Annotated in this window: 24 protein-coding genes; 7 read left to right on the plus strand and 17 right to left on the minus strand. The window is 60.0% G+C overall.

Annotated features, from left to right (window positions below; translation table 11 throughout):
- Positions 1-200 precede the first annotated feature (200 nt).
- A complete protein-coding gene (locus J9892_RS07935; RefSeq protein WP_041215041.1) occupies positions 201-599 on the plus strand; it encodes an H-NS family nucleoid-associated regulatory protein in 399 nt (132 codons plus the stop codon).
- A 77-nt stretch (positions 600-676) separates the two neighbouring features.
- Here J9892_RS07935 and J9892_RS07940 read toward each other — a convergent pair whose 3' ends face one another.
- The 5 genes from J9892_RS07940 to J9892_RS07960 all read right to left on the minus strand — a co-directional run bounded on the left by J9892_RS07940 (position 677) and on the right by J9892_RS07960 (position 3,585).
- Positions 677-1,240 (minus strand): cob(I)yrinic acid a,c-diamide adenosyltransferase, encoded by a 564-nt coding sequence (locus J9892_RS07940; protein WP_041211547.1) that lies wholly within the window; start codon positions 1,238-1,240, stop codon positions 677-679.
- The gene (locus J9892_RS07945; RefSeq protein ID WP_039038687.1) at positions 1,237-1,467 is read right to left on the minus strand and encodes a DUF3820 family protein; all 231 of its coding nucleotides are present in this window, start codon (positions 1,465-1,467) and stop codon (positions 1,237-1,239) included. The genes J9892_RS07940 and J9892_RS07945 overlap by 4 nt, the downstream gene beginning before the upstream one ends.
- Position 1,468: 1 nt before the next feature.
- Complete coding sequence (queE, locus tag J9892_RS07950; protein WP_010674994.1) at positions 1,469-2,140, minus strand: 7-carboxy-7-deazaguanine synthase QueE; 672 nt, start codon at positions 2,138-2,140, stop codon at positions 1,469-1,471.
- 61 nt (positions 2,141-2,201) lie between these two features.
- On the minus strand, positions 2,202-2,909 hold the full coding sequence (gene queC, locus J9892_RS07955) for a 7-cyano-7-deazaguanine synthase QueC (protein ID WP_103858891.1): 708 nt from the start codon (positions 2,907-2,909) through the stop codon (positions 2,202-2,204).
- A gap of 22 nt (positions 2,910-2,931) precedes the next feature.
- On the minus strand, positions 2,932-3,585 hold the full coding sequence (locus tag J9892_RS07960; protein ID WP_210538188.1) for a tRNA-uridine aminocarboxypropyltransferase: 654 nt from the start codon (positions 3,583-3,585) through the stop codon (positions 2,932-2,934).
- Between J9892_RS07960 and rrtA the strand changes: the two genes are divergently transcribed.
- Complete coding sequence (rrtA, locus tag J9892_RS07965; RefSeq protein ID WP_225159972.1) at positions 3,551-4,129, plus strand: rhombosortase; 579 nt, start codon at positions 3,551-3,553, stop codon at positions 4,127-4,129. The two genes, J9892_RS07960 and rrtA, sit on opposite strands and share 35 nt — an antisense overlap.
- Positions 4,130-4,215: 86 nt before the next feature.
- On the opposite strand, the gene pyrF is transcribed toward rrtA, so the two are convergent.
- The 6 genes from pyrF to cmk all read right to left on the minus strand — a co-directional run bounded on the left by pyrF (position 4,216) and on the right by cmk (position 9,486).
- On the minus strand, positions 4,216-4,914 hold the full coding sequence (pyrF, locus tag J9892_RS07970; RefSeq protein ID WP_069785130.1) for an orotidine-5'-phosphate decarboxylase: 699 nt from the start codon (positions 4,912-4,914) through the stop codon (positions 4,216-4,218).
- Between the two features lie 121 nt (positions 4,915-5,035).
- Complete coding sequence (gene lapB, locus J9892_RS07975) at positions 5,036-6,202, minus strand: lipopolysaccharide assembly protein LapB (RefSeq protein ID WP_010674999.1); 1,167 nt, start codon at positions 6,200-6,202, stop codon at positions 5,036-5,038.
- A 9-nt stretch (positions 6,203-6,211) separates the two neighbouring features.
- Positions 6,212-6,496: a lipopolysaccharide assembly protein LapA domain-containing protein gene (locus J9892_RS07980; RefSeq protein WP_010675000.1), complete on the minus strand. Its 285-nt coding sequence runs from the start codon at positions 6,494-6,496 to the stop codon at positions 6,212-6,214.
- 156 nt (positions 6,497-6,652) lie between these two features.
- Positions 6,653-6,937, minus strand: a complete 285-nt coding sequence (ihfB, locus tag J9892_RS07985; protein ID WP_005299934.1) for an integration host factor subunit beta — start codon at positions 6,935-6,937, stop codon at positions 6,653-6,655.
- 92 nt (positions 6,938-7,029) lie between these two features.
- Entirely contained in the window at positions 7,030-8,700 is a 1,671-nt protein-coding gene (gene rpsA, locus J9892_RS07990) for a 30S ribosomal protein S1 (protein ID WP_010675001.1), read from the minus strand.
- A gap of 93 nt (positions 8,701-8,793) precedes the next feature.
- Positions 8,794-9,486, minus strand: a complete 693-nt coding sequence (cmk, locus tag J9892_RS07995; RefSeq protein WP_041215039.1) for a (d)CMP kinase — start codon at positions 9,484-9,486, stop codon at positions 8,794-8,796.
- Between the two features lie 263 nt (positions 9,487-9,749).
- On the opposite strand from cmk, the gene ribA reads away from it, so the two are divergent.
- Positions 9,750-10,343: a GTP cyclohydrolase II gene (gene ribA / locus J9892_RS08000; protein WP_039038692.1), complete on the plus strand. Its 594-nt coding sequence runs from the start codon at positions 9,750-9,752 to the stop codon at positions 10,341-10,343.
- 66 nt (positions 10,344-10,409) lie between these two features.
- Here ribA and J9892_RS08005 read toward each other — a convergent pair whose 3' ends face one another.
- Entirely contained in the window at positions 10,410-11,312 is a 903-nt protein-coding gene (locus tag J9892_RS08005) for a LysR family transcriptional regulator (protein ID WP_161653122.1), read from the minus strand.
- Positions 11,313-11,405: 93 nt separating this feature from the next.
- On the opposite strand from J9892_RS08005, the gene J9892_RS08010 reads away from it, so the two are divergent.
- Complete coding sequence (locus J9892_RS08010; protein WP_210538189.1) at positions 11,406-12,659, plus strand: MFS transporter; 1,254 nt, start codon at positions 11,406-11,408, stop codon at positions 12,657-12,659.
- Here the strand turns inward: J9892_RS08010 and J9892_RS08015 are convergent.
- From J9892_RS08015 to J9892_RS08035, 5 genes are all read right to left on the minus strand, one after another.
- A complete protein-coding gene (locus J9892_RS08015; RefSeq protein ID WP_210538190.1) occupies positions 12,644-13,198 on the minus strand; it encodes a VOC family protein in 555 nt (184 codons plus the stop codon). The genes J9892_RS08010 and J9892_RS08015 overlap by 16 nt on opposite strands.
- Positions 13,192-13,956 (minus strand): DNA repair protein, encoded by a 765-nt coding sequence (locus tag J9892_RS08020; RefSeq protein WP_210538191.1) that lies wholly within the window; start codon positions 13,954-13,956, stop codon positions 13,192-13,194. The genes J9892_RS08015 and J9892_RS08020 overlap by 7 nt, the downstream gene beginning before the upstream one ends.
- Before the next feature lie 153 nt (positions 13,957-14,109).
- The gene (gene nfsA / locus J9892_RS08025) at positions 14,110-14,835 is read right to left on the minus strand and encodes an oxygen-insensitive NADPH nitroreductase (RefSeq protein WP_010675008.1); all 726 of its coding nucleotides are present in this window, start codon (positions 14,833-14,835) and stop codon (positions 14,110-14,112) included.
- Positions 14,836-14,902: 67 nt separating this feature from the next.
- Positions 14,903-16,465: an AbgT family transporter gene (locus J9892_RS08030; RefSeq protein WP_210538192.1), complete on the minus strand. Its 1,563-nt coding sequence runs from the start codon at positions 16,463-16,465 to the stop codon at positions 14,903-14,905.
- Positions 16,466-16,619: 154 nt separating this feature from the next.
- Positions 16,620-18,560: an EAL domain-containing protein gene (locus tag J9892_RS08035; protein ID WP_039038812.1), complete on the minus strand. Its 1,941-nt coding sequence runs from the start codon at positions 18,558-18,560 to the stop codon at positions 16,620-16,622.
- Between the two features lie 322 nt (positions 18,561-18,882).
- Here J9892_RS08035 and J9892_RS08040 point away from each other — a divergent pair, with 322 nt between their 5' ends.
- The 3 genes from J9892_RS08040 (at position 18,883) to J9892_RS08050 (ending at position 21,528) form a co-directional block, all read left to right on the plus strand.
- On the plus strand, positions 18,883-19,431 hold the full coding sequence (locus J9892_RS08040) for a DUF2982 domain-containing protein (protein WP_234888573.1): 549 nt from the start codon (positions 18,883-18,885) through the stop codon (positions 19,429-19,431).
- Between the two features lie 83 nt (positions 19,432-19,514).
- Positions 19,515-20,459: a LysR family transcriptional regulator gene (locus tag J9892_RS08045; protein WP_210538193.1), complete on the plus strand. Its 945-nt coding sequence runs from the start codon at positions 19,515-19,517 to the stop codon at positions 20,457-20,459.
- A gap of 46 nt (positions 20,460-20,505) precedes the next feature.
- Complete coding sequence (locus tag J9892_RS08050) at positions 20,506-21,528, plus strand: response regulator (protein WP_041211557.1); 1,023 nt, start codon at positions 20,506-20,508, stop codon at positions 21,526-21,528.
- Positions 21,529-21,535: the final 7 nt, after the last annotated feature.

Below are 21,535 nucleotides of genomic sequence, written 5' to 3' on the forward strand. Positions count from 1 at the left end.
GGCGTTGGAGGAAATAAGAGAGCGTCTGGAATGGGCTGCCGTTTACTTGGCGAAAAATGCCCGTCGAACCAAGCAGCGAAAATCGATACAGAACAGGACCTTAGAAGGAATTTCAAATGAAGTGTTTTCTTAAGGTCCTGTACATGACTGACTGCTAATCATGGGTAATCAGGTAATATTTTGCTCGCGTGGTAGCCAATATGAACGAATTTCTGAAAGTGCTGTTGAATATCCGTAGCCTGCGTGCAGCTTGCCGCGATTTGACGCTGGAACAACTGGAAGAAGGCTTGGAAAAGCTCTCCGCCATCGTCGATGAACGTCGGCAAGATGAATCCGCCGAACGCCAGGCCCGTGAAGAGCATCAAAAGAAAATTGCCGAATATGCCGAAATGCTGAAGGCCGCAGGGATCGATCCCGCCGAATTGGTCAACACCGTGGTGCCCGAGAATACCAAGGTCAGCAAACGTGCGCCCCGCCCCGCCAAATATCGTTATCTGGACAATGGCGTGGAAAAAACATGGACCGGTCAGGGCCGCATGCCCTCGGTCATTGCCAAGGCCGTTGCTGAAGGCAAATCCGTGGAAGCCTTTGCCATCTGACAGCAATATCAGGCCCCTTTCCACAGCAATAAAAAACCTCGCAAGGCGAGGTTTTTTATTGCCGCTTCGAGCGTTGGTCAACCTCTGTCAGCCGCCTTGACCCAGAGGATCTCCGGGGTACCCGACGATACCAGCAGGTATCGGGCGATGGTGAAAAACCAGTCGCTCAGCCGGTTGAGGTAGGGCAAAACGGCCGGATTCACCCGCTCTACGCGGCTCAACCCAAGCAGCAGGCGCTCGCAGCGACGGGTCAGGGTACGCACCACATGTGCCTGGGCCGCCGCCCGCGAACCGCTCGGCAAAATAAAATTGCGAAGCACCGGCAACCCGGCACTGTAGGCATCGATCTGTTGCTCGAGCCTGTTTGTCCAAGCCTCGTTCACCTGCCACAGCGTATCCGTTTGTGATTCACTGGAAAATGCCAGCTCCCCGCCCAGATCAAACAGCTCCTGCTGCAACAATATGAGATCGGCCAGGAGAGTCGTCTCCCCGGCGGGTATTTCAGCCATCAACAAGCCTATTTGGGAATTCAGCTCGTCGATGGCGCCATAGGTCTCGACACGTTTATCGTCTTTGGCCAGGGAAGTGCCATCGGCCAGTCGCGTGAGCCCCTTGTCCCCTTGCCTTGTATATATTCTCATTCCGACATCCTGTTAATAATGGGAATAATCATGGACTCGAGTCCATTGAGCTTTATCTCGTAGGCCAGTGCCAGAGATTGGCCCAGGGTACCGGCCGGAAAACCGCTTCGCGCCATCCATACCAGATAGGGCTCGGGAATATCGATGATGCGCCGCCCCTTGTATTTCCCGTAAGGCATCTTGCTGGCCAGCGTCAGCAAGATGCGCTCATCGCTGAGTCCATCCATATCAATCGATATTCAGGTATTTATGGGTCTGGATGGAGAGTCGCCAGTTACGGGCGATGCAGGTCGCCATGGCCAGCTCCGTGGCCCTGGCTTTCTGGCTGATGGGTTGCAGCGCAATCATCACATCGGGGCGCAGCCGGGCGGTGGCCAGCAGGGCATCCAGCTCCTCGATATGGTGCTCGGTGGCCACCGGGTGCTTGATCTCGTTGGCCCGCTCGAGGGCAGAGACCAGCACCGGCAACCCACCCTTCATGCCGATCTTGGGGGAAACAGTCACCCAGGTCTGCTCATGGGTCAGCACCTCGCTGGTCCCGCTGGTTTCGATCTGCACCTGATAACCCGATGCCACCAGGGCCGAAGAGAGCTCGCGCAAGTCGTAGAGGCAGGGCTCACCACCGGTCAACACCACGTGACGGGCCCGGTAACCGAGCCGGGTAAAGCTGGCCAGGATATCTTCCGTGCTCATCTTGCTCCAGCCGTCGGACTCATTGGAACGATCGAGTACCTCGCCAGGGGCCACCTCACGCTCGGGGTCCACCACCCAGGTGTGGCGGGTATCGCACCAGGGGCAGCCCACCGGGCAGCCTTGCAGGCGAACGAAGATGGCGGGCAGGCCGGTAAATACCCCCTCCCCCTGGATGGTCTGGAAGATCTCGTTGATTGGGTAGTGCATCTTGGTCACGACTGGCTGCAAAAGGGGCGGATTATACCCAAAACCCGGGCTAGGCACAGGCTCAGGATCCGCTTTTCTCGCCCAGTCCGCTCTTCTCGTACAGTCTGGCACGGATGCCGCTCTTGTCAGCCAGATAGTGATCCAGGCCACGGCGACGCAGCTCGCAGGCCGGACAGGCCCCGCAACCATCTCCCTGGACACCGTTGTAGCAGGTGAGCGTCTGGTGACGCACGGTATCGAGGTGACCGTAATGATCCGCCAGCGCCCAGGTTTCGGCCTTGTCGAGCCACATCAGGGGGGTTTCGAAGCGGATGGGGCGATCCAGCCCCAGGGAGACCGCCTGATTGAGCGCCTTGACGAAGTCGTCGCGGCAATCGGGATAACCGGAAAAGTCGGTCTCGCACACCCCGGTGATCACCGCTTCGGCGCCCACCTGATAGGCATAGATGGCCGCCAGGGTCAGGAACAGGATGTTGCGTCCCGGTACGAAGGTGTTGGGCAGGCCGTTCTCCTGAAGCTCGAAGCTCACCGGTATGTCGTCCCGGGTCAGCGCAGAGATGGCCAGCTCTCCGAGCATGGTCACATCCATTACCTTGTGGGCGGCAATCCCGAGCGCCGTCGCCAGATGGCGGGCGGTGTCAATCTCCGCCCGGTGGCGCTGGCCGTAATCGAAGGTGATGGCATGCACTTCGTCATAGCGGGCCTGTGCCTGCACCAGACAGGTGGTGCTGTCCTGCCCGCCACTGAAGACCACGACGGCTTTTTTCATCTTTTTCACTCCTCTGGGCAACTCAACGGCGGCGGCCTTGTGCAAAGTCATGCCACTGCCGGTTCAAATGGGTAAACAGGGTCATCAGCGGGGCGAAGCGCTCAGGCTCTCCTTCCCACCGGGACAACAGATGGTAGCCCGCCTCCAGGGTGGACAATGCCTCCTCAAAGGGCTTCTTGCGAATGGAATATTGCCCGGCAATGGCGCCGAGGGTGATCCGCGGCAACCCGAGCAGTGCAGGCGAGCTGTGCAACATGCGATAGGCTTTGCGCCAGGTGCCATCGAGGAGGATGAAGTGGGCTCGCACGGTGCGTCCACGCCTCAGGAGATGCTCCCTTGCCTCTATCAGGGTCAGGGCCTCCTCACCGGGCCACAGCACGTAGCACTGCACAGCGGGGTCAGCAAGCAAGGCATTGAGCCCTTCGTCGTCGGAAAAGTCCTCCCCCACATGGATGCGCACATCGGTCAGGGACGCCGCCAGCAACGCCGCCGTCCCCTTGGGGTGACCTACTTCGGCAGGGTGTTGCAGGATATGGAGCGCAGCCAGGTTCGGCACCCGCTGAATATAATCGCACAGGCACGCTTTGAGGGCCCGGGTACAGCGTGTACAGTATCGGCTCTCTTTGTCGTTGGGCTGCTTCATGTTGTCAGGAAAATCGGGTCTGCTCTGGGTCATCGCGCTTTCGCTCGTCACTGCCTTGCTCTTTTTCACCGTGCCAAATCATCAGCTCGCCTTCGATCGCGACCTGATCGCCCAGGGCGAAGGGTGGCGCATCATAACAGGCAATCTGGCACACACCAATGGATGGCATCTGCTGCTCAACCTGAGCGGTCTGGCCGTGCTCTACAGCCTGTTTCAGGAGTACCTGACGGGATGGCGCCTGCCCGTGCTGTTGCTGCTGCTGGGAACGGCGGTCGGACTCGGCATCTGGTGGGGCTGCCCGCAAACCCAGTGGTACATGGGACTCTCCGGCCTGCTGCACGGCTTGTTCGTATGGGGTGCCATGCAGGACATCCGCTTTCGCCGTCACTCCGGCTGGCTGATGCTGGCGGGCGTCGCCATCAAGCTCGGTGTGGACTTCTACAGTGCGGGAGAGAGTCCGGTGTCCGCCCTCATCGGCGCCAGGGTACACATCGAGTCACACTTCATCGGCGCTCTCGCCGGCCTGCTCCTCGGCCTCTTCCCCATTCGTCTGGACGCCCAGACCGTCCACTCCTGAGCTCCCCATAGGCAAGGCCAGCCCACGGCCAAAATGCAGCAGGCCGGATCTGGGATCCGGCCTGCGCTCATTCGCCCATTACGCAGTTACCGGCAAAGCTCGGCATTGATCGCCCCAAGCACGGCGGCGGGATCCGAGGACTGGGTGATAGGACGCCCGATCACCAGATAATCCGCCCCCGCCTCCACCGCTGCCAGCGGCGTCATGACGCGGCGCTGATCACCGGCAGCCGATCCGCTCGGACGAATGCCCGGCGTCACCAGCTTGAATTCGGCTCCCAGCAGCCCCTTCAGCACACTCGCCTCTTCCGCGGAGCAGACCACACCATCCAGCCCGGCCGTCTTGGCAAGGGTGGCCAGGCGGATCACCTGTTCTGCCGGCGTCACATCCAGACCCAGGGGCGCCATGTCGGACTGCTCCATGCTGGTCAGCACGGTTACCCCGATGAGCAGGGGCGCCTTGTCGCCGTATGGCAGCAACGCCTCTCTGGCGGCACGCATCATGCGTTCGCCACCGCTGGCATGGACATTCACCATCCAGACGCCCAGTTCCGCACTGGCCGCCACCGCCTTGGCGACGGTGTTGGGAATGTCGTGAAATTTCAGATCCAGGAAGACGTCGAACCCCTTGGCCACCAGTTGACGAACGAACTGGGGACCAAACAGGGTAAACATCTCCTTGCCTACTTTGAGGCGGCACTGGGCCGGTGAGATCTGCTCAATGAAGGCAAAGGCGTCGGCTTCGTGCTGATAATCCAGCGCGACCAGTACTTTGGGGTCTTGCATGTCACTTCCTATGGATTGTTATGCCACAGCCAGGCGCAGCAGAGCAGGGGCCCGGTTGCACGCTGGCATCTGAAATTCTTGGGTATCCGTGCTCGCCCGGGCGTGTTGGCCTCGCTGGCGTTTACTCCCCATCCAGCCCTCGGATCGGCTTGATGGTGCCCCACTGCCGGCAGGAAGGGCATTGCCAGAACAGCGAATGGGTGGCAAAGCCGCACTGACGGCACTTGTGGGTCGACTTGATCTTGATCTGCTCACCGACCAGCTGTTGCAGCAGCTCCAGGCTCTCCTTGGCAGGCCCCTCCTCGGCACTGGCCAACTGGAAACCGACCAGCTGATAGAAGCCCTTCATGGAGGGGTGGCGACGCAGTTGGCGCAGCACCAGGGCCCGGGCCTGGCTCAACCCATCGCGGGCCTCCACCAGATTGGCCAGGGCCAGGGTCACGCTGACCCCCGCATGATCCTCTACCGCTTTTTCAAGCAGCGGGATCAGCTCCTGGCTGCGACCAAGCTGGCGATAGCATTCGAGCAGTTTTGGCATGGCTTCGGAGGCAAAGTCGATATCCTGCTCGAACACCCGCAGGAGCTCCTTGGCCGCATCCTCGAACCTGCCCTCCTCCATCGCCAGATCGGCCAGCCGCAAGCTGGCGCGGGCACAGGCCGGGTGCGCACCGAGCGCACGCTTGAGCTTGGCGATGCCCGCAGGCTTGTCGCCATCGCGCAAGGCACTCTCCGCCTGTTCGCAATAGAAGTGGGATATGGGCTCGGCCAGCTTCTTGCCCTGGAATTTCTGCAGACGCACCGCCACGGCGATGGCATTGTCCCAGTCACGCAACTGCTGATGAATGATCAGGAGCTGTGCCAGAGCCGTCTCTTCGAAATCGCTGTCATCACACAGCTCTTTCCAGAGTGCTTCGGCCCGATCGAGCAAGCCGGCAGCCAGAAAGTCACGGGCCAGCTCCTGCAAGGCAAGCTGACGCTGCTCACGGGTCAGCTGACGGGCGACCAGGTTCTGGTGGATCTTGATGGCACGATCGACCTCGCCCCGTTGACGGAACAGGTTGCCGAGGGAGAGGTGGGTTTCGATGGTTTCGCTGTCGACTTCCAGCAGCTGGATAAAGAGATCCACCGCCTTGTCCGACTCGTCAGAGAGCAAATAGTTGAGGCCCGCCACGTACTGGCGGGAAAACTGGTTACTCTGTTGCTGGGTGTCCTGGCGAACACTCCTGCGGCCCATGTACCAGCCATAACCGGCGGCGATGGGCAACAGCAGGAAAAGCAGTTCAAGCATCGAGGGACATTATTCCTTGGTTGTCGACCGGGCAAGCTCCAACTCGCGAGATTGACGACGCATGGTTCGGTTCAGGGTGCGATTTTGCAGCTTGAGACGCAGGAACAGCAGACCAAATACCAGCCAGCCCAGCAGAAAACCGCCGGCGAAGAAGAACCCCAGCAACATGGAGAGCGAGAACTCCCCCTGGGCAATCAGGTAGTTGAACTGCACCAGCTGACCATTTTGAGAACCGATGGCAAGGGTCAGGACAAACACCAGCACCAGTGGAATGAGGGCCAAGATACGCTTCATGGGAGCTCCCTGTCTGTAGCGAATGAGTGGCTGATTATCCTTAAAATCACAGGCAGACTCTAGCGCGAATGGGAAAAGAGTGTGAGAAACCCGACAACGGGCAGACTCCAGGCCATAAAAATGAAAAAGGCATACTCAGGTATGCCGTTTTCTGCATTATTCGATGATGTTGACGCGTTCGCGCAACTCTTTGCCAGGTTTGAAGTGCGGGACATATTTCCCGGTCAGTTCAACCTTGTCCCCGGTCTTGGGGTTGCGACCCACACGGGGCGCACGATAGTGCAGCGAGAAACTGCCAAATCCTCGGATTTCAATCCGGTCGCCGTTTTGCAAGGTCGATGCCATCTGCTCAAGGATCTCCTTGATTGCGGCTTCGACATCCTTGGCCGGCATATGCATGCGGCTGGCTGCCAGTTGTTCGATGAGATCTGATTTGGTCATAAGGTTAAATCTCCTTCCCCGATCACATGCAATAATCATTTTGCCAAGATAAAAAAGGGCGGCGCAATGCCGCCCTTTTCTTGCATCAAGGATTACTCACCCTTGGCGGCTTTGAACGCTTCCATCATGGCATTGCTGAACACAACTTCTTCTTGTTGGTTCAGGCTGTCGATGGCAACACGCTCGTCAGCCTCGTCCTTGGCACGGACAGACAGGCTTACGGTACGGTTCTTGCGATCAACGCCCATGAATTTGGCTTCAACTTCGTCACCAACAGACAGCACCAGAGTGGCGTCTTCTACGCGGTCACGAGCAGCGTCGGAGGCACGCAGGTAGCCTTCTACGCCGTCAGCCAGTTCGATCACGGCACCCTTGGCATCAACCTCGGTAACCTTGCCCTTCACAATAGCACCTTTCTTGTTGTCAGACAGGTACTTATTGAACGGGTCTTCTTCGATCTGCTTGACGCCCAGGGAGATGCGCTCACGCTCCGGGTCCACTTGCAGAACAACGGCTTCGATTTCGTCGCCCTTCTTGAATTCACGCACGGCTTCTTCGCCCTGGTTGTTCCAGGAGATGTCAGACAGGTGAACCAGGCCGTCGATGCCGCCATCCAGACCGATGAAGATACCGAAGTCAGTGATGGACTTGATCTTGCCGGAAACACGGTCGCCCTTGGCGTGAGTTTCGGCAAACAGCTGCCACGGGTTGGATTTGCACTGCTTCAGACCCAGGGAGATACGACGGCGCTCTTCGTCGATGTCCAGAACCATCACGTCAACCACGTCGCCAACGTTGACAACCTTGGACGGGTGGATGTTCTTGTTGGTCCAATCCATCTCGGATACGTGTACCAGGCCTTCCACGCCTTCTTCGATTTCAACGAAGCAGCCGTAGTCGGTCAGGTTGGTCACGCGGCCAGACAGACGGGTGGTTTCCGGGTAACGCTTGGCGATAGCAACCCAGGGATCTTCGCCCAGCTGCTTCAGGCCCAGGGATACACGGGTACGCTCGCGGTCGAACTTCAGAACCTTGACAGCGATCTCGTCGCCAACGTTGACGATTTCGGAAGGATGCTTAACGCGCTTCCACGCCATGTCGGTGATGTGCAGCAGGCCGTCAACACCGCCCAGATCTACGAATGCACCGTAGTCGGTCAGGTTCTTGACGATACCCTTAACTTCTTGACCTTCTTGCAGGTTGGCCAGCAGGCTTTCACGCTCGGAGGTGTTCTCGGTCTCGATCACGGCACGACGGGAAACCACAACGTTGTTGCGCTTCTGGTCCAGCTTGATGACTTTGAACTCGAGTTCTTTGTTTTCCAGGTGAGCGGTGTCACGGATCGGACGCACGTCAACCAGAGAACCCGGCAGGAAGGCACGGATGCCGTTCAGCTCAACGGTGAAACCACCCTTGACCTTGCCGTTGATGATACCGATAACGGTAGCTTGCTCTTCGTAAGCTTTTTCAAGCTGCAGCCAGGCTTCGTGGCGCTTGGCTTTTTCGCGGGACAGCTTGGTTTCGCCGAAACCATCTTCGATAGAGTCCAGAGCCACGTCAACGGAGTCACCTACGTTGATTTCCAGCTCGCCCATGGCGTTCTTGAATTCTTCAGCCGGGATAGCAGACTCGGATTTCAGACCGGCATCAACCAGTACGAAACCGTTCTCGATAGCAACGACAGTGCCCTTGACGATGGAACCTTGACGGGTTTCAACGGCGTTCAGGGACTCTTCAAAGAGTTGAGCAAAAGATTCGATCATTGTTTATGTCACAAATGAAACATCCACTTGCAATCCGGCACAAGCGGGGTTGTTTTAAATTATCTGCGCCATCCTTGGTGCAGACGACTGACATCAGTTTGCGCTGACATCACCAAGTTGTTGCTCTGCATAGGCAAGCACCGTTGCCAGCACTTCATCTATGGTCATGGACGTTGAGTCTACAACAAGAGCATCTTCCGCGGGTTTCAGGGGAGCGACGGCGCGATTTCTGTCGCGATCGTCACGTTCCCGAATCTCGGTTAAAAGACGCTCAAAGTTAACATCAAAGCCCTTATCTTGCAACTGCTTATAGCGGCGCTGGGCCCGCTCCTCGGCGCTCGCGTCGAGGAAAATCTTCACATCCGCCTCGGGGAAAACCACGGTACCCATGTCGCGACCGTCGGCGATGAGACCGGGGGCTTGGCGAAATGCACGCTGACGACGCAGCAGGGCTTCACGTACCCGGGGAAACGCCGCGATTTTGCTGGCCGCGTTGCCCACTTCTTCAGTACGAATGGTGCGGGAAACATCCTCCCCTTCGAGGATCACCTTGACCAGCTCCCCTTCTACCTGGAATTGCACATCCAGATTGGCGGCCAGGGGAACCAATGCGGCTTCGGAATCGAGCTCCACATCGTGATGCAGGGCTGCCAGGGAGAGCACCCGGTAGATGGCACCGGAATCGAGCAGGTGCCAGCCCAGTTTTTCAGCCAGCAACTGGCACAAGGTGCCTTTTCCTGCTCCACTTGGGCCATCAATAGTCATCACGGGGGCCATCTGAGCCATAACGTTTCTCCTGCGCACTCGGCATCTTGACTGGTTGCACACATCCCTGTCGGGATGGGTTAATGGGCGCCGATTATACCCGAATGCGCCGTCGCTGGCAGTTGTCAGGGCACACAATTGCGCAAAAGTCGTCGTGATTGCACCTATTCTGACCAATCGGGTTAACCCACTTCTCACGCAAGGTTTTGTTCTTATGGTTGTTCCGGACAATGCGCGCTAAACTGGCCGCCCTTTTTTAAGCAGCTGTAGTCAGGAGCAACCATATGAGCAGCGTTACCCTCGTGGCCAAATCCAAGTTGCCGACCCCCTGGGGCACTTTCACGCTGGTTGGTTTTCAGGAAACCGGCACGGGCAAGGATCATGCCGCGCTGGTGATGGGCGATATCGCAGACGGCGAACCCGTGCTGGGACGCATTCATTCCGAGTGTCTGACCGGGGATGCCCTGTTCAGTCTGCGTTGTGACTGCGGCTTCCAATTGCAGGCCGCGCTGGAAAACATCGCCAAGGCGGGCCGCGGCGTCCTGCTGTATGTCCGTCAGGAAGGGCGAGGCATCGGCTTGCTCAACAAGATCCGGGCCTATCATCTGCAGGATCAGGGGGCCGATACCGTGGAGGCCAACGTGGCGCTTGGCTTTGCCGCCGACATGCGCGACTACACCATCTGCGCCGACATGCTCAAGGCGCTCGAGGTCAGGTCCCTGCGCCTGATGACCAACAACCCGCGCAAGTTGAAGGCGATGGAATCCTTTGGCATCCCGGTGGCGGAGCGCGTGCCCCTTCAGGAGGGTCGCAATCCCCACAACGAGTTTTATCTCTCCACCAAGGCAAACAAGCTGGATCACCTGTTCAAGAAATAAGGTTGCATCCACCTTGTCAGCATACGCCTCCAGATTGGAGGCGTTTTTATTGGTGATACAACTGAATCATTCAGTATCTGTAGCGCAATGGTGAGAAACATCCCCTTGCGCCAGCAAAAAATCCCGCAACGCTCGGTTCGCCATGGAGAGCGGATCCCCCCGTCGCCAGGCTACGCAGAGATCCAGGAAGATAGGGGGTGAAAAAGGGATGCCGGTGAGGGCCGGCTCCTCTTCCAGCGCCATGCGCAGGAAGGTGGTCACGGCGAATCCCTGACGCACCACCGCCTTGAGTAGCGGGATGAGATTGCTTTCGAACGCGATGTCAGGCTCTACCCCCAGCCCCTGCGCCAACACCTCCATGTGTTCCCTGTGGTAGAAGCCTCGCCGGAACATGGCGAGCTCCTGGCCGAAGAACTGTGGCAGCGAGACCGACTCAGCGCCGCGCAGGGGGTGCTCCTCCCCCACCACCATCAGCATCTCTTCCCGCAGCAGTTGCGCCCCCTCGAGGGCCGGTGGCAGATCGCTGGTAATGAGGATGGCGAGATCCAGACTGCCATCCACCATGCGGCTTAACAGCTCCCGGGTGCCCGCCTCCTCCACCCGGATCTTCAAACCGGGGTAGCGATGCTTGAACGCCATCAGGATTGGCGGGAAGTAATAGGAGCCCATCATGTAGGGGATGCCGATGCGCACCTCCCCCCGCTCCAGCCCCTTGAGTTCGGCCATCTCGGCCTCGGCCTGATGCATCTGGCGCAGCAGCCGTTCGGCATGGCGGCAGAGCACCTCCCCCTCCGGCGTGAGCCGCACGCTGCGATCCTGCCGGTCGAACAGCCGCAGATCGAGCTGCTGCTCCAGCTTGGCGATGGCCATGCTGACGGCAGGCTGGGCCACGTTCAGCCCCTGGGCCGCCCTGGTGAAGGAGCCGGCATCGCGCACCGCCAGCAGGTATCCGAGCTGTTTCAGATCCATATCAATTTCATTTATCAGGGTGATAACTTAAATATATTATATTTATACGTTTCGTCGCACTACCCTGCACAAAAGTCGTCGGGACAACTCCATATGATCGAAGTAGGCAGTCGCGAATGGATACACGCCACCCTGGCCCTCAGCCTGGGCTCCTTACTGGTATTTCTCAATCTCTACCAGACCCATCCCCTGCTGCCGCTCCTGGCAGAGGTTTTCTCGGTCAGCGCCCTGTCCGCCAGCTGGACGCTGGCAGGCTGCACCGCAGGGCTTGCGGGCTCCCTGCTCGTCTGTGCCCGTCTGGCTGATCGGTTCGGACGGCGGCGGATCATGCTGTGGACCCTGGCGGCCGCCATCCTGCTCTCCCTGTGCATCCCCTGGGTCACCCACTTTGATGTGCTGGTGAGCCTGCGCATCCTGCAAGGCGTCCTGCTGGCAGGGCTGCCCGCCACCGCCATTGCCTACATGGGGGAAGAGTTCAGCAAACGTGCCCTCATCGTAGCCGTCGGCGTCTATATCGCCGCCAACTCCCTGGGGGGCATCGCGGGCCGGGTGGTCGGCGGTCTGCTGGCTGGCTGGTTTGGTGACTGGCAGCACACCTTCCTCGGTATCGGGATCATCAGCCTCGCCCTGCTGCCACTGGTCATCTGGCTGCTGCCCGCCCAGCGCTGCTTCGTGGCCGTGGAGGCAGCGCCTGGGCAACTGCACCACGCCATCCAGAGTCACCTTGGCAACCCCTTGCTGGTGGGGGCCTATCTCATCGGCGGCCTCAACTTCATGGTCTTCCTGAACCAGTACAGCTATCTCACCTTCCTGCTGGCCAAGGCCCCCTTCTCCCTGCCGACCCAGTGGCTCGGTATGCTGTTTCTGACCTACCTCACCGGCACCGTCGCCTCTTCACTGAGCGGCCGCGGGGCCCATCGCTGGGGAGCACATCGTCTGCTGCTGGCGGGAATAACCTTGATGGCACTCGGCAGCCTGGCCCTGTTGCAGGGGAGCCTTGTCGCCATCATCGGGGGATTGCTTGTCTCGAGCTTTGGCTTCTTCCTCGCCCACGCCTGTGCCAGCGCCTGGGTCGGCCAGCACGTGGAGCACAACCGGGCGCTCGCCTCATCGCTCTATCTGGTGGGGTATTACCTGGGAGCCAGTCTGGGTGGGCTTTATCTGCACCCCTTCTGGGAGCAAGGGGGGCTCTGGGGTCTGGTGCTCGGCATCGAGCTGGTGTTGATGATCACCGCGGGGTTGAGCCTCTGGCTCGGTCACTTGAAAGGACGTGTGGCGCCAGCTTGTGCGTTGACGCCACAGGGTCAGGCTCCCGTCAACGGGCCCTCCCCTCACAGACCGTCATAATAGTCCGCCGGTACCGGCACCACGGCGCCGGTGCAGAGCTCTTCGTCGATCACCTCATCAAGCGGGCGCAGATGAAACTTGATCTGCCCAGAGGGCAGCATCAATCCTATATCCGGATTGCGTCCGTCATCGATGTTGCCGCTCTTGAAGGGGACATCGGGATGCGTCGCCACCAAGGCCGTGAGCGAGGGCACCACCAGCTCGATATGTTCGAGCCCGGCCTGATGGCTTCTACCCGCCTTGGGGGCGGCCAGTTCGATGCAGGGGACGGTCACCTGCTCCCAGCAGACAGGCTGGTGCAAGCGATAGGTGGCGATGGGACGACCGCCTATCATCCCCTCCACCAGCAAGACTCCGTGGGCGGCCAGCACCGCTTTCAACTCCAGATATTCCGGCAGGGTGGCGGCGCGGTAGCAGAGGTGATCCACCACGGGGGAGTCATTGACTCCCATGACGGCATGCATTTCCGTGAGCAGTTGGCAAACAAATGGGGCCATGGGCCCCAGTGTGGAATCCAGGGGATGTGACATGATCACCATTTCTTCTTCGGTTGGAACAGGACGTCCAGTTCGTCCGTCTCTTTGTCCTTGATGTTTTGCAGCTCCTTCTCGCTGTGCTGCTGCAGGTGTTCTTCCAGCTGGCGCATCCCCTGACGCATGTCCTCTTCCCGCGCCAGCAGGTAGGGATCCTTGTCGGTGACATTGGCCAGCACCCCCAGTCCCTTGGTGTAGAGCTGGCGGCAGGTGCCGTACTGCCCCTGGATCTGAGCATCCATGGCCCGCTTGAGCAGGTTGGCGATGTTGATCTTGAGCTGCATCAGCTCGAGGCGGCGATCCTCCTGGGCAAAGCCCTGAGGATCTATCTTGCCCTTGTTGTGCTCGACCCGCAGCACGGCCCGCATCTTCTTGGCCAGTTGCAGCATCTGGATGGCCTGGCGGTCGGACTCCGGCGTCTTGAAATGTCCCTCGTCCTGGCTGCTGTAGTTCTCCTGCACGTTCTTGATCTGGAGCTGGACATCGGCGATGCGCTGCTTGACCTGTGCATTGGGCATCACCAGCGCGATGGCGCGGTAGGCATCCAGGATCCGGTGTTGCAACAGCAGCACCATGTTTTTGGAAAAGGGCACCAGGTTGACGTTCAGCAACACCTCTTCGGTCTCGTCTGCCACCGCCTTGTGACGGGCAATGGCCTGGCGCTTGTCCGATTCGGCCTTCTGCTTGTATTGCTGCACCACGTTATAGGCGATGACCAGAAACAGGAGTGCGCCGATTGACAGCAATATCAGGGTTAAAATCATAGGGTGTTCACACTCCAGTCCCAATCCAATTGCGAGATCCTACAACAGCTTAGCCTCATAGGGTAGCGCCCAGATCCCGTATTGCCTCACAAGAACGCTCCCAGGCGGTGACCGCATCCGGTGCGTCTTGCTCCATATCGCCCGCCGCCCCCATTACTTGAGGCAAAAACCCTTCGACTGCAGGAATCCCAGCATGAAGGGCCTCGCCTCCTTGCCCAGGATCCCCCTGATCTGCCCGCTCCAGGTCTGATCCTTGTTGTTGCTGCTGCGGGCCTGGTAGTAGTCGTGGATCTGCCCGTCGTACCGGGCAAGCAGGGCGCGGTCCAGGGTGGCAGGATAGCGGTTCTCGTGCACCACCAGCGCCCGGGGCAGCCGCGGTTTTTGCTCCGGCCGCTGGGCGGGATGGCCCAGGCAGAGGCCAAACAGCGGGATCACCTGATGGGGCAGACCCAGCACCTCGCTCACCTCGGCCGGATTGTTGCGAATGCCGCCGATATAGACCCCGCCCAGCCCAAGTGACTGGGCCGCCAGCAAGGCATTTTGCGCCATCAGGGCGCCGTCGATGGCCCCGATCATGAGCTGTTCCACAAAGCCGGTGCGGGCCTCCGGCACTATCTGGCTGTGACGGTGGTAGTCGGCGCAAAACACCAGAAACTCCGCCGCCTCAACCACATAGGCCTGATGACCGGCCAGCTCCGCCAGGGTGGCCCGCAGCCCCTTGTCGGTGACCCGGATGATGCTGTTGGCCTGGAGGAAGCTGGAGCTCGCGGCGCTCTGGGCGGCGCTCAGGATCTGATCCAGCTGCTCTGCGCTGACGGGCTCTGGGGTGAACTGGCGAATGGAGCGATGGGAAAGAATGAGATCGATGGTCGGGTTCATGGTACCTCCGGGATGAAGGTCACATTCTACCCAAAAAAAGCGGGGGGCCCAAGGCCCCCCATCACCCTCAAGGGGCAGGATAGACATAGGGGGCCTGTAGCCCAAGCGGGAACCCCAGCGCCCAGTAGAGCAGCAGGAAGCCCGTCCAGCTCACCAGGAAGGCCAGGGAGTAAGGCAGCATCATGGAGACCAGGGTGCCGATGCCTGTGCTCTTCACATACTGTTGGCAATAGACCACCACCAGGGGGAAGAAGACCATCAGCGGGGTGATGATGTTGGAGGCGGAATCCCCCACCCGATACGCGGCCTGAGTCAGCTCGGGCGAGATGCCCACCGCCATCAGCATGGGCACCAGGATGGGGCTGATGAGGGCCCACTTGGCGGAGGCCGAGCCCACCACCAGGTTGACGGTGGCCGTCAGCAGTATGATGCCGACGATGGTCACCTCTCCCGGCAGCGCCAGGGCGTGAAGCACCTCGGCACCGGAGAGCGCCAGCAGGGTACCGAGGTTGGAATCCCCGAACGCCTTGATGAAGAGGGCGCAGAAGAAGGCCATCACCATGTAGGAGCCCATCTTGTTCATGGTGGCCGACATGGCGTCGATCACATCCTTGCCGCTCTTGAAGCTGCCGGCGACAAAGCCGTAGACGATCCCGGGCAGGATGAAGAGCAGGAAAATGAGGGGCACGATGGACTTCATCACCGGTGCGGCGAAGGTGGTGAGGGAACCGTCCGGTGCCCGCATCGGCGAGTCGCCGGGGGCCAGCGCCAGCCCCAGCAGCACCACGGCCGCCAGCATGGCGAACCCGGCCCAGTTGAAGGCCCGGCTCTCCTGCGCGCTGTAACGACCCATCTCGTCGGCGCTCTCCAGATCCTCGTTGAGGGGCACTTGCTTGAGGCGCGGCTCGACAATCTTCTCGGTGACAAACCAGCCCACGCAGATGATCAGCAAGGAAGAAGCGCCGGTGAAGATGATATTGCACAGGGTGTTGACCATGTAGTCAGGGTCGAATAACTGGGCTGCAGACTGGGTGAACCCCTGAAGCAGCGCATCCCCGCCGGAGGGCAGGAAGTTGGCGGCAAACCCGCCGGAAACCCCGGCAAAGGCCGCGGCAATCCCCGCCAGCGGGTGACGACCCGCCGCATGGAAGATGATGCCGCCAATGGGGATCACCAGCACATAGCCCGCATCGGCGGCGGTATGGCTGACGATGGCCACCAGGATCAGCATGGGGGTCAGAAAGCGCGCCGGCGTCACCTTGAGCAGCTTCTTGAGCCCGGTGTTGATGAAACCGGACTGTTCAGCCACCCCTACCCCCAGCATGGCCACCAGCACGATGCCAAGGGGAGCAAACCCGGTGAACGTGGTGACCATGCTGGCGAGAAAGTCCGCCAGCCCTGCCCCGGTCAACAGGTTGTTGATGACCACGGCCTCTCCGGTGCGGGGATTGACCAGATCGAAGGAGAACTGGGAGCCTATCCAGGAGCCGACCCAGACGATCAGCAAGGCATAGAGGAAGAGCATGGCGGGATCCGGCAGCTTGTTGCCCGCCTTCTCCACCCCGTTCAGAAAGCGGTTCAACCAGCCGTTGGGAGGGGCCGGACGCTTGTTCACTGCAGCTTGACTCATTATGGTGATACTCCATTACCAAGGAATGAGCGCGCATACTAGCGATAACGTCTAATGGATCCCATGATATGAGACAAAAATTCGATTAATTATGTTTAATTTGGCATCTCGCACTTCATAAATGGGAGATGCCGCACATTTATCGACAACTTTCTCAATGGTTTGCGAGGGGATAGCGGCCCAGCCGGCACTGTACTGCGAACCCCGCCGCCGCCACCTCTTCCGGTGTCATGGGACGGCTGAACAGAAATCCCTGGAAGACATGGCAACCCTGGGTCTGCAGGGCCGCGAGCTCGTGCTCCTCCTCCACCCCTTCCGCCAGGATCCCGAGCCCCAGACTGGTGGCCATGGCCACCGTCGCCCGGATCACCGGCAGGTTGAGCCCCACCACGAAGGAGCGGTCCAGCTTGATGGTGTCGATGGGCAACCGGTTGAGGTAGGCCAGGGAGGAGTAGCCCGTCCCGAAGTCGTCGATGGCGATCTTGATCCCCTGCTCGCTCAGGGCGTCGAGGATCTCGATGCACCCCTTCATGTCCAGCATCAGCACCGTCTCGGTCAGCTCCAGGGTCAGCAGTGCCGCCTCCACCGAGAATGCCTCGAGCAGTTGGGCCACCAGCTCCGGCAAACTGGCAGAGAGCTGAAAGCCCGAGAGATTGACCGACACCGGCACCCTCACCCCGTCCTGTCGCTGCCACTCCCCCATCTGGGCCAATGCGGTGGAAAGCACCCAGCTTCCGATTTCCCGGATGAGCCCCATCTCTTCGGCCAGCGGAATGAACTCCGCCGGCGACACATGGCCAAGCACGGGATTGTACCAGCGTACCAAGGCCTCGAAACCGATGACCCGACCTTGCGCCACATCCACCTGGGGCTGATAGCGCAGGCTGAGCTCCCCCCGACCGACGGCCTTGGCCAGAAACTGCTTGAGGGTCAGCTTGCGATGCAGGCTTTGCTGCATGCTGGGGGTGAAGCGCTGCCAGCGAAGCCGCCCCATCTGCTTGGCCTGGTACATGGCCATGTCGGCACGGGTGATGAGATTGTCGCCATCATCCGCGTCGTCCGGGTAGATGGCGATGCCGATGCTGCCGCCGATGGTGACCTCGGGGACACCACTCAGCTGCAGTGGCTTGCTCATCTGGGAGAGCATGAGATCCGCCACCTCCTGGGCCCGATCGCTCGCCTGGTTGAGGGGCACCAGGGCGGTGAACTCATCCCCGCCAAGGCGCGCCAGCTCCACGTCCCGCGGGCAGATCTGCTTGAGCCGTCCGGCGACCCGCTCCAGCAGGCGATCCCCGGCCTTGTGGCCGTAGTTGTCATTGACCAGCTTGAAGTTGTCCAGATCCATGAACACCAGGGCAAAGCGCCCCCCGAGGCCGCAATAGGCTTCCAGGGATTTCATCAGGCCGTAGCGGTTGAGCAGCCCAGTGAGGGAGTCGTGCCAGGCCAGGTGGCGATGCTCCAGCTCTTCGAGCTTGCGATCCGTGATGTCCCGCATGGTCAGCAGGATCCGTGCCCCCTGCTGGATATGGCGAAACTGGTACTGGAACCAGCGCATCCCCTTCTGGGTGCGACACTCCCCTTCAGCCACCACTTCGTCCAGACGGGAGAGGCGACGATAGAAGGCCTCGTCCGCACCGGAGAAGATCTGGGGCAGCGTCAGAATGCCGGTGCCAAAGCACATGTCGAAGTGATGGTTGCCGCTCTCGAGGCGCCCCTCGTTGTCAAAGAGACAGGCCAGGGTGTCGCCAGTGGCGAGGGAGGACTCCTGATAGAGGGTGTCGGCATCGATGACCGCTTCCGCCATCATCATCTGCCGTCCGGCAAGCTGGATCCCGGAAAGACGCAAATAGACCTGCTTCTTGACCCCCTTGGGTGAGAGGGTCCACCACTCGTTGTAACTGCGCTCCTGCTGGAAATCGCCGAGATAGCGCTGCAGCAGCAGATCGATGGCGGCGGCCATGTCGGCGGAGAAATCCCGGGACTTCAGCTCGGCCAGGGAGCTCGCCTCCCAGAGCCCGAGGGCAGCATCGTTGGCCCAGTAAATATGATGACGCTGGATGTCATAGACCCAGACCGGCGTGTGGAGGACATCCATCACGGTGAGCAGGCGTTCGTCTAGCGTATTCATGTTGAGTGATGATTCATGCTGAAAGCTCATGGTCGAACCAGTCGCTTGCGCCCCCTGACAGGAGCATTCGCGCTGGTACAAAATCCGTTCCGGCCCATAATCGGATAACAAACGGATGAAAAAAGGCCGAAATCATATGAAAACGCTACATGTGATCCCCATGGTAAGAAGAAATGGACTCACACTGGTATTGTTGGGCATGGTGATAACCATTGCTATGATTTTTATACTTTTTTTTCTTCGTGAACAACTACTAATCCCCGCCATTTTCCTCCTCCTGGCGGGCCTGATGACAATTCTTGTCGGGGCTTGGAAACTGGGTGAGCCTCATTTTAGTCTCTCTTTGTGTCAGGACTGCCTGCAATACCATCACAAGTACGGCGGCTGGATCCTAAAATGGAGAAATATTCAGCGAATTGACCAACCACGTATCCATTTGGGGTGGGATCTGGTGGAGCTGCCCTACATCGGTTTGAAAATAAAGGATTACGACGCTTTTTTGACGCTGATCACACCCCGGCTCGCCGTCCGTCTGCTCACCGAGCAGCGCGCCGTGCTGATGCAGGCCATGCGAAGCGAGCGCTCCGACTGCCCGACCGGAGGGTGCGGCAGTGGGCTCCTGGGAGAGGGACTGCTGGAGGAGAGCCGCTTCTGCTCACCCGCCGGCCAGCGCTATGAGGGGGTGATCGCCATGCTCGGCAACCGCATGGCACGGCTGCGGGATCTGCTAGGGTACGATCTGCTGGTGCCCGACAACAGCCTGGACAGATCCCCGGAAGATTTCGTCCATCTGCTCCAGCAATACCAGCGCGAGTCGAATCTAATCCAGATCAATTAAACGCCGGATTGCGCTTGCCAAGCCCGGTGACTCTTCATAAGGTCACTGGCTTGTTACAGCCAGAACACCTCCTAAAACCGCTTATGAAGTACATCGAAGAGTTCTATCTGTTCGTCAAGGTGGTGCAAGAGGGCGGTTTCTCCCACGCCGCCGCTGTGCTGGGCATGCCGACAGGCACCATCAGTCGACGTATCTCCCAACTGGAAGAGCAGCTCGGATGCAGCCTGCTGCACAGATCCACCCGCAAGCTGCGTCTCACCGACGAAGGGCTGCGCTATTACGAGCGCCTCTGTACCCCCCTTGCGGAAATAGAGCAGGCCACCGGCGAAATCCGGGGTGAGGAGACGGACATCAGCGGCCTCATCCGCCTGGCGGCCCCCATCGCCCTCTCCAACACCATCCTGGTCGACATGCTGGTGGACTTCGGCCTGCGCTATCCCGGGGTACAGTTCGACATCCGCCAGTCCAACGATCATGCCCTCCAGGCGGATCAGGACAGGGACCTGGTCTTTTTCAACGGCGAGCTTCCCCAGACCCTGCCCAACGCCCTCTGTCTGGGTCACATCCAGTACGGTCTGTTCGCCTCCCCCCTCTATCTGGAGAAGATGGGTGTGCCCTCCCACCCGACCCAGCTGGAAGAGCACGATCTCATCTACTGCTGGCCCCATCAGCACTGGCAACTGAACGGGCGGGACGAACAGACGGTCTGCATCAAGCGCACACCTCGCCTTTGCATCGACCAGACCCAGGCCGCCGTACGAGCAGCCCAGCGCCACCTCGGCATCGTCAACGCCCCGCAGCACTATGTGCACCCCTTCCTGCAAGATGGTCAGCTCGTCCCCGTCCTGCCTGACTGGCAGTCGGGAAAACGTCCCTTCTACATGCTCCATTGTCAGCCCCGGTTCACCCCGTTGCGTGTTAAGATGTTCGCCGATTTCGTCGAGAAGCACTCCGAGCGCTATCGTACCCGCCAGCAGAACGATCAATTTTCACCGGCGCAGCCGCTGCCCGTTGCATCTGACGGCTGATGACCCACACTTAGCGCAATCCTCGTTGCACAGGTCGGCTAACACTATGAATGTATTGATATGTGATGACTCCGGGTTCGCGCGCAAACAGCTGGTGCGCGCCCTGCCCGCCGATTGGGGTGTCACCTTGCACCAGGCCGCGGACGGATTGGAAGGGGTCGAGCAGATCCTGATGGGGCACGGGGACCTGATCTTTCTCGATCTCACCATGCCGGAGATGGACGGTTATGGCGTGCTCGAGACCCTCAAGCGAGAGGGGGTGCGCAGCAAGGTGATCGTGGTCTCCGGCGACATCCAGCCGGAAGCCCATGAGCGTGTCATGGCTCTTGGCGCGCTCGATTTCATCAAGAAACCGGCCTCCCCGGACACCCTCCTTGCCCTGCTCAAGCGCCACGGTCTGTGGCAATCGGCCACCCAGGTGACGGCCATCCAGCCCCAGCCCGTCGCCAGCCACCAGGCTGCCCAGAGCAGCATCCAGTTCACCCCCGAGCTGCGGGATGTCTATCAGGAGCTGGCCAACGTCGCCATGGGCCAGGGGGCGGATCTGCTGGCCCGCCTGCTCGGCGCCTTCGTGCTGCTCCCCATCCCCAACGTCAACGTGCTGGAGGTCTCCGAGCTGCACATGGCGCTTTCGGCCGCCGCCGAGTCGGAGACTCTCTCCGCGGTCTGTCAGGGCTTCATCGGGGCCGGGATCGCCGGGGAGGCCCTGCTGCTGTTCCACGATGCCAGCTTCCAGGACCTGGCCCGCCTGATGAACCATCAGGGGGAGCTGGATCACGGCGCCGAGCTGGAACTGCTGATGGACACCGCCAACGTGCTGATCGGTGCCTTCCTGCGCGGCTACGCCAACCAGCTCGACACCCCTTTTAGCCAGGGTCACCCCGTGGTGCTGGGCCAGCACAGGCCTATTCAGGATCTCATTCGGACCAACCAGAGCCGCTGGCGCCGCACTCTGGCCATCGAGATCAACTATCGGGTGCAGGGCTATGCGGTGCAGTGCGATCTCTTGCTGCTGTTTACCGAAGATTCCATCGCCACCATGAACAACAAGATCATGCACATGCTGTGACCGCACC

The sequence above is a fragment of the Aeromonas sp. Prich7-2 genome (genome assembly GCF_017939255.1).
Classification (GTDB): Bacteria; Pseudomonadota; Gammaproteobacteria; order Enterobacterales; family Aeromonadaceae; genus Aeromonas; species Aeromonas caviae.

What these genes read in the sequence shown, in the direction of transcription:
- queC (WP_103858891.1), bottom strand. Translation starts at nt 2,909, where the DNA reads ATGAAAAAAGCCGTCGTGGTCTTCAGTGGCGGGCAGGACAGCACCACC.
- J9892_RS08035 (WP_039038812.1), bottom strand. Translation starts at nt 18,560, where the DNA reads ATGGATGTCCTCCACACGCCGGTCTGGGTCTATGACATCCAGCGTCAT.
- rpsA (WP_010675001.1), bottom strand. Translation starts at nt 8,700, where the DNA reads ATGATCGAATCTTTTGCTCAACTCTTTGAAGAGTCCCTGAACGCCGTT.
- rrtA (WP_225159972.1), top strand. Translation starts at nt 3,551, where the DNA reads ATGTTGTCAGGAAAATCGGGTCTGCTCTGGGTCATCGCGCTTTCGCTC.
- ihfB (WP_005299934.1), bottom strand. Translation starts at nt 6,937, where the DNA reads ATGACCAAATCAGATCTCATCGAACAACTGGCAGCCAGCCGCATGCAT.
- queE (WP_010674994.1), bottom strand. Translation starts at nt 2,140, where the DNA reads ATGCACTACCCAATCAACGAGATCTTCCAGACCATCCAGGGGGAGGGG.
- J9892_RS08030 (WP_210538192.1), bottom strand. Translation starts at nt 16,465, where the DNA reads ATGAGTCAAGCTGCAGTGAACAAGCGTCCGGCCCCTCCCAACGGCTGG.
- cmk (WP_041215039.1), bottom strand. Translation starts at nt 9,486, where the DNA reads ATGGCTCAGATGGCCCCCGTGATGACTATTGATGGCCCAAGTGGAGCA.
- J9892_RS07945 (WP_039038687.1), bottom strand. Translation starts at nt 1,467, where the DNA reads ATGGATGGACTCAGCGATGAGCGCATCTTGCTGACGCTGGCCAGCAAG.
- J9892_RS08020 (WP_210538191.1), bottom strand. Translation starts at nt 13,956, where the DNA reads ATGATTTTAACCCTGATATTGCTGTCAATCGGCGCACTCCTGTTTCTG.
- J9892_RS07935 (WP_041215041.1), top strand. Translation starts at nt 201, where the DNA reads ATGAACGAATTTCTGAAAGTGCTGTTGAATATCCGTAGCCTGCGTGCA.
- J9892_RS08010 (WP_210538189.1), top strand. Translation starts at nt 11,406, where the DNA reads ATGATCGAAGTAGGCAGTCGCGAATGGATACACGCCACCCTGGCCCTC.
- J9892_RS08050 (WP_041211557.1), top strand. Translation starts at nt 20,506, where the DNA reads ATGAATGTATTGATATGTGATGACTCCGGGTTCGCGCGCAAACAGCTG.
- J9892_RS07980 (WP_010675000.1), bottom strand. Translation starts at nt 6,496, where the DNA reads ATGAAGCGTATCTTGGCCCTCATTCCACTGGTGCTGGTGTTTGTCCTG.
- nfsA (WP_010675008.1), bottom strand. Translation starts at nt 14,835, where the DNA reads ATGAACCCGACCATCGATCTCATTCTTTCCCATCGCTCCATTCGCCAG.
- J9892_RS07940 (WP_041211547.1), bottom strand. Translation starts at nt 1,240, where the DNA reads ATGAGAATATATACAAGGCAAGGGGACAAGGGGCTCACGCGACTGGCC.
- ribA (WP_039038692.1), top strand. Translation starts at nt 9,750, where the DNA reads ATGAGCAGCGTTACCCTCGTGGCCAAATCCAAGTTGCCGACCCCCTGG.
- J9892_RS08045 (WP_210538193.1), top strand. Translation starts at nt 19,515, where the DNA reads ATGAAGTACATCGAAGAGTTCTATCTGTTCGTCAAGGTGGTGCAAGAG.
- pyrF (WP_069785130.1), bottom strand. Translation starts at nt 4,914, where the DNA reads ATGCAAGACCCCAAAGTACTGGTCGCGCTGGATTATCAGCACGAAGCC.
- J9892_RS08040 (WP_234888573.1), top strand. Translation starts at nt 18,883, where the DNA reads ATGACAATTCTTGTCGGGGCTTGGAAACTGGGTGAGCCTCATTTTAGT.
- J9892_RS08005 (WP_161653122.1), bottom strand. Translation starts at nt 11,312, where the DNA reads ATGGATCTGAAACAGCTCGGATACCTGCTGGCGGTGCGCGATGCCGGC.
- J9892_RS08015 (WP_210538190.1), bottom strand. Translation starts at nt 13,198, where the DNA reads ATGGTGATCATGTCACATCCCCTGGATTCCACACTGGGGCCCATGGCC.
- J9892_RS07960 (WP_210538188.1), bottom strand. Translation starts at nt 3,585, where the DNA reads ATGACCCAGAGCAGACCCGATTTTCCTGACAACATGAAGCAGCCCAAC.
- lapB (WP_010674999.1), bottom strand. Translation starts at nt 6,202, where the DNA reads ATGCTTGAACTGCTTTTCCTGCTGTTGCCCATCGCCGCCGGTTATGGC.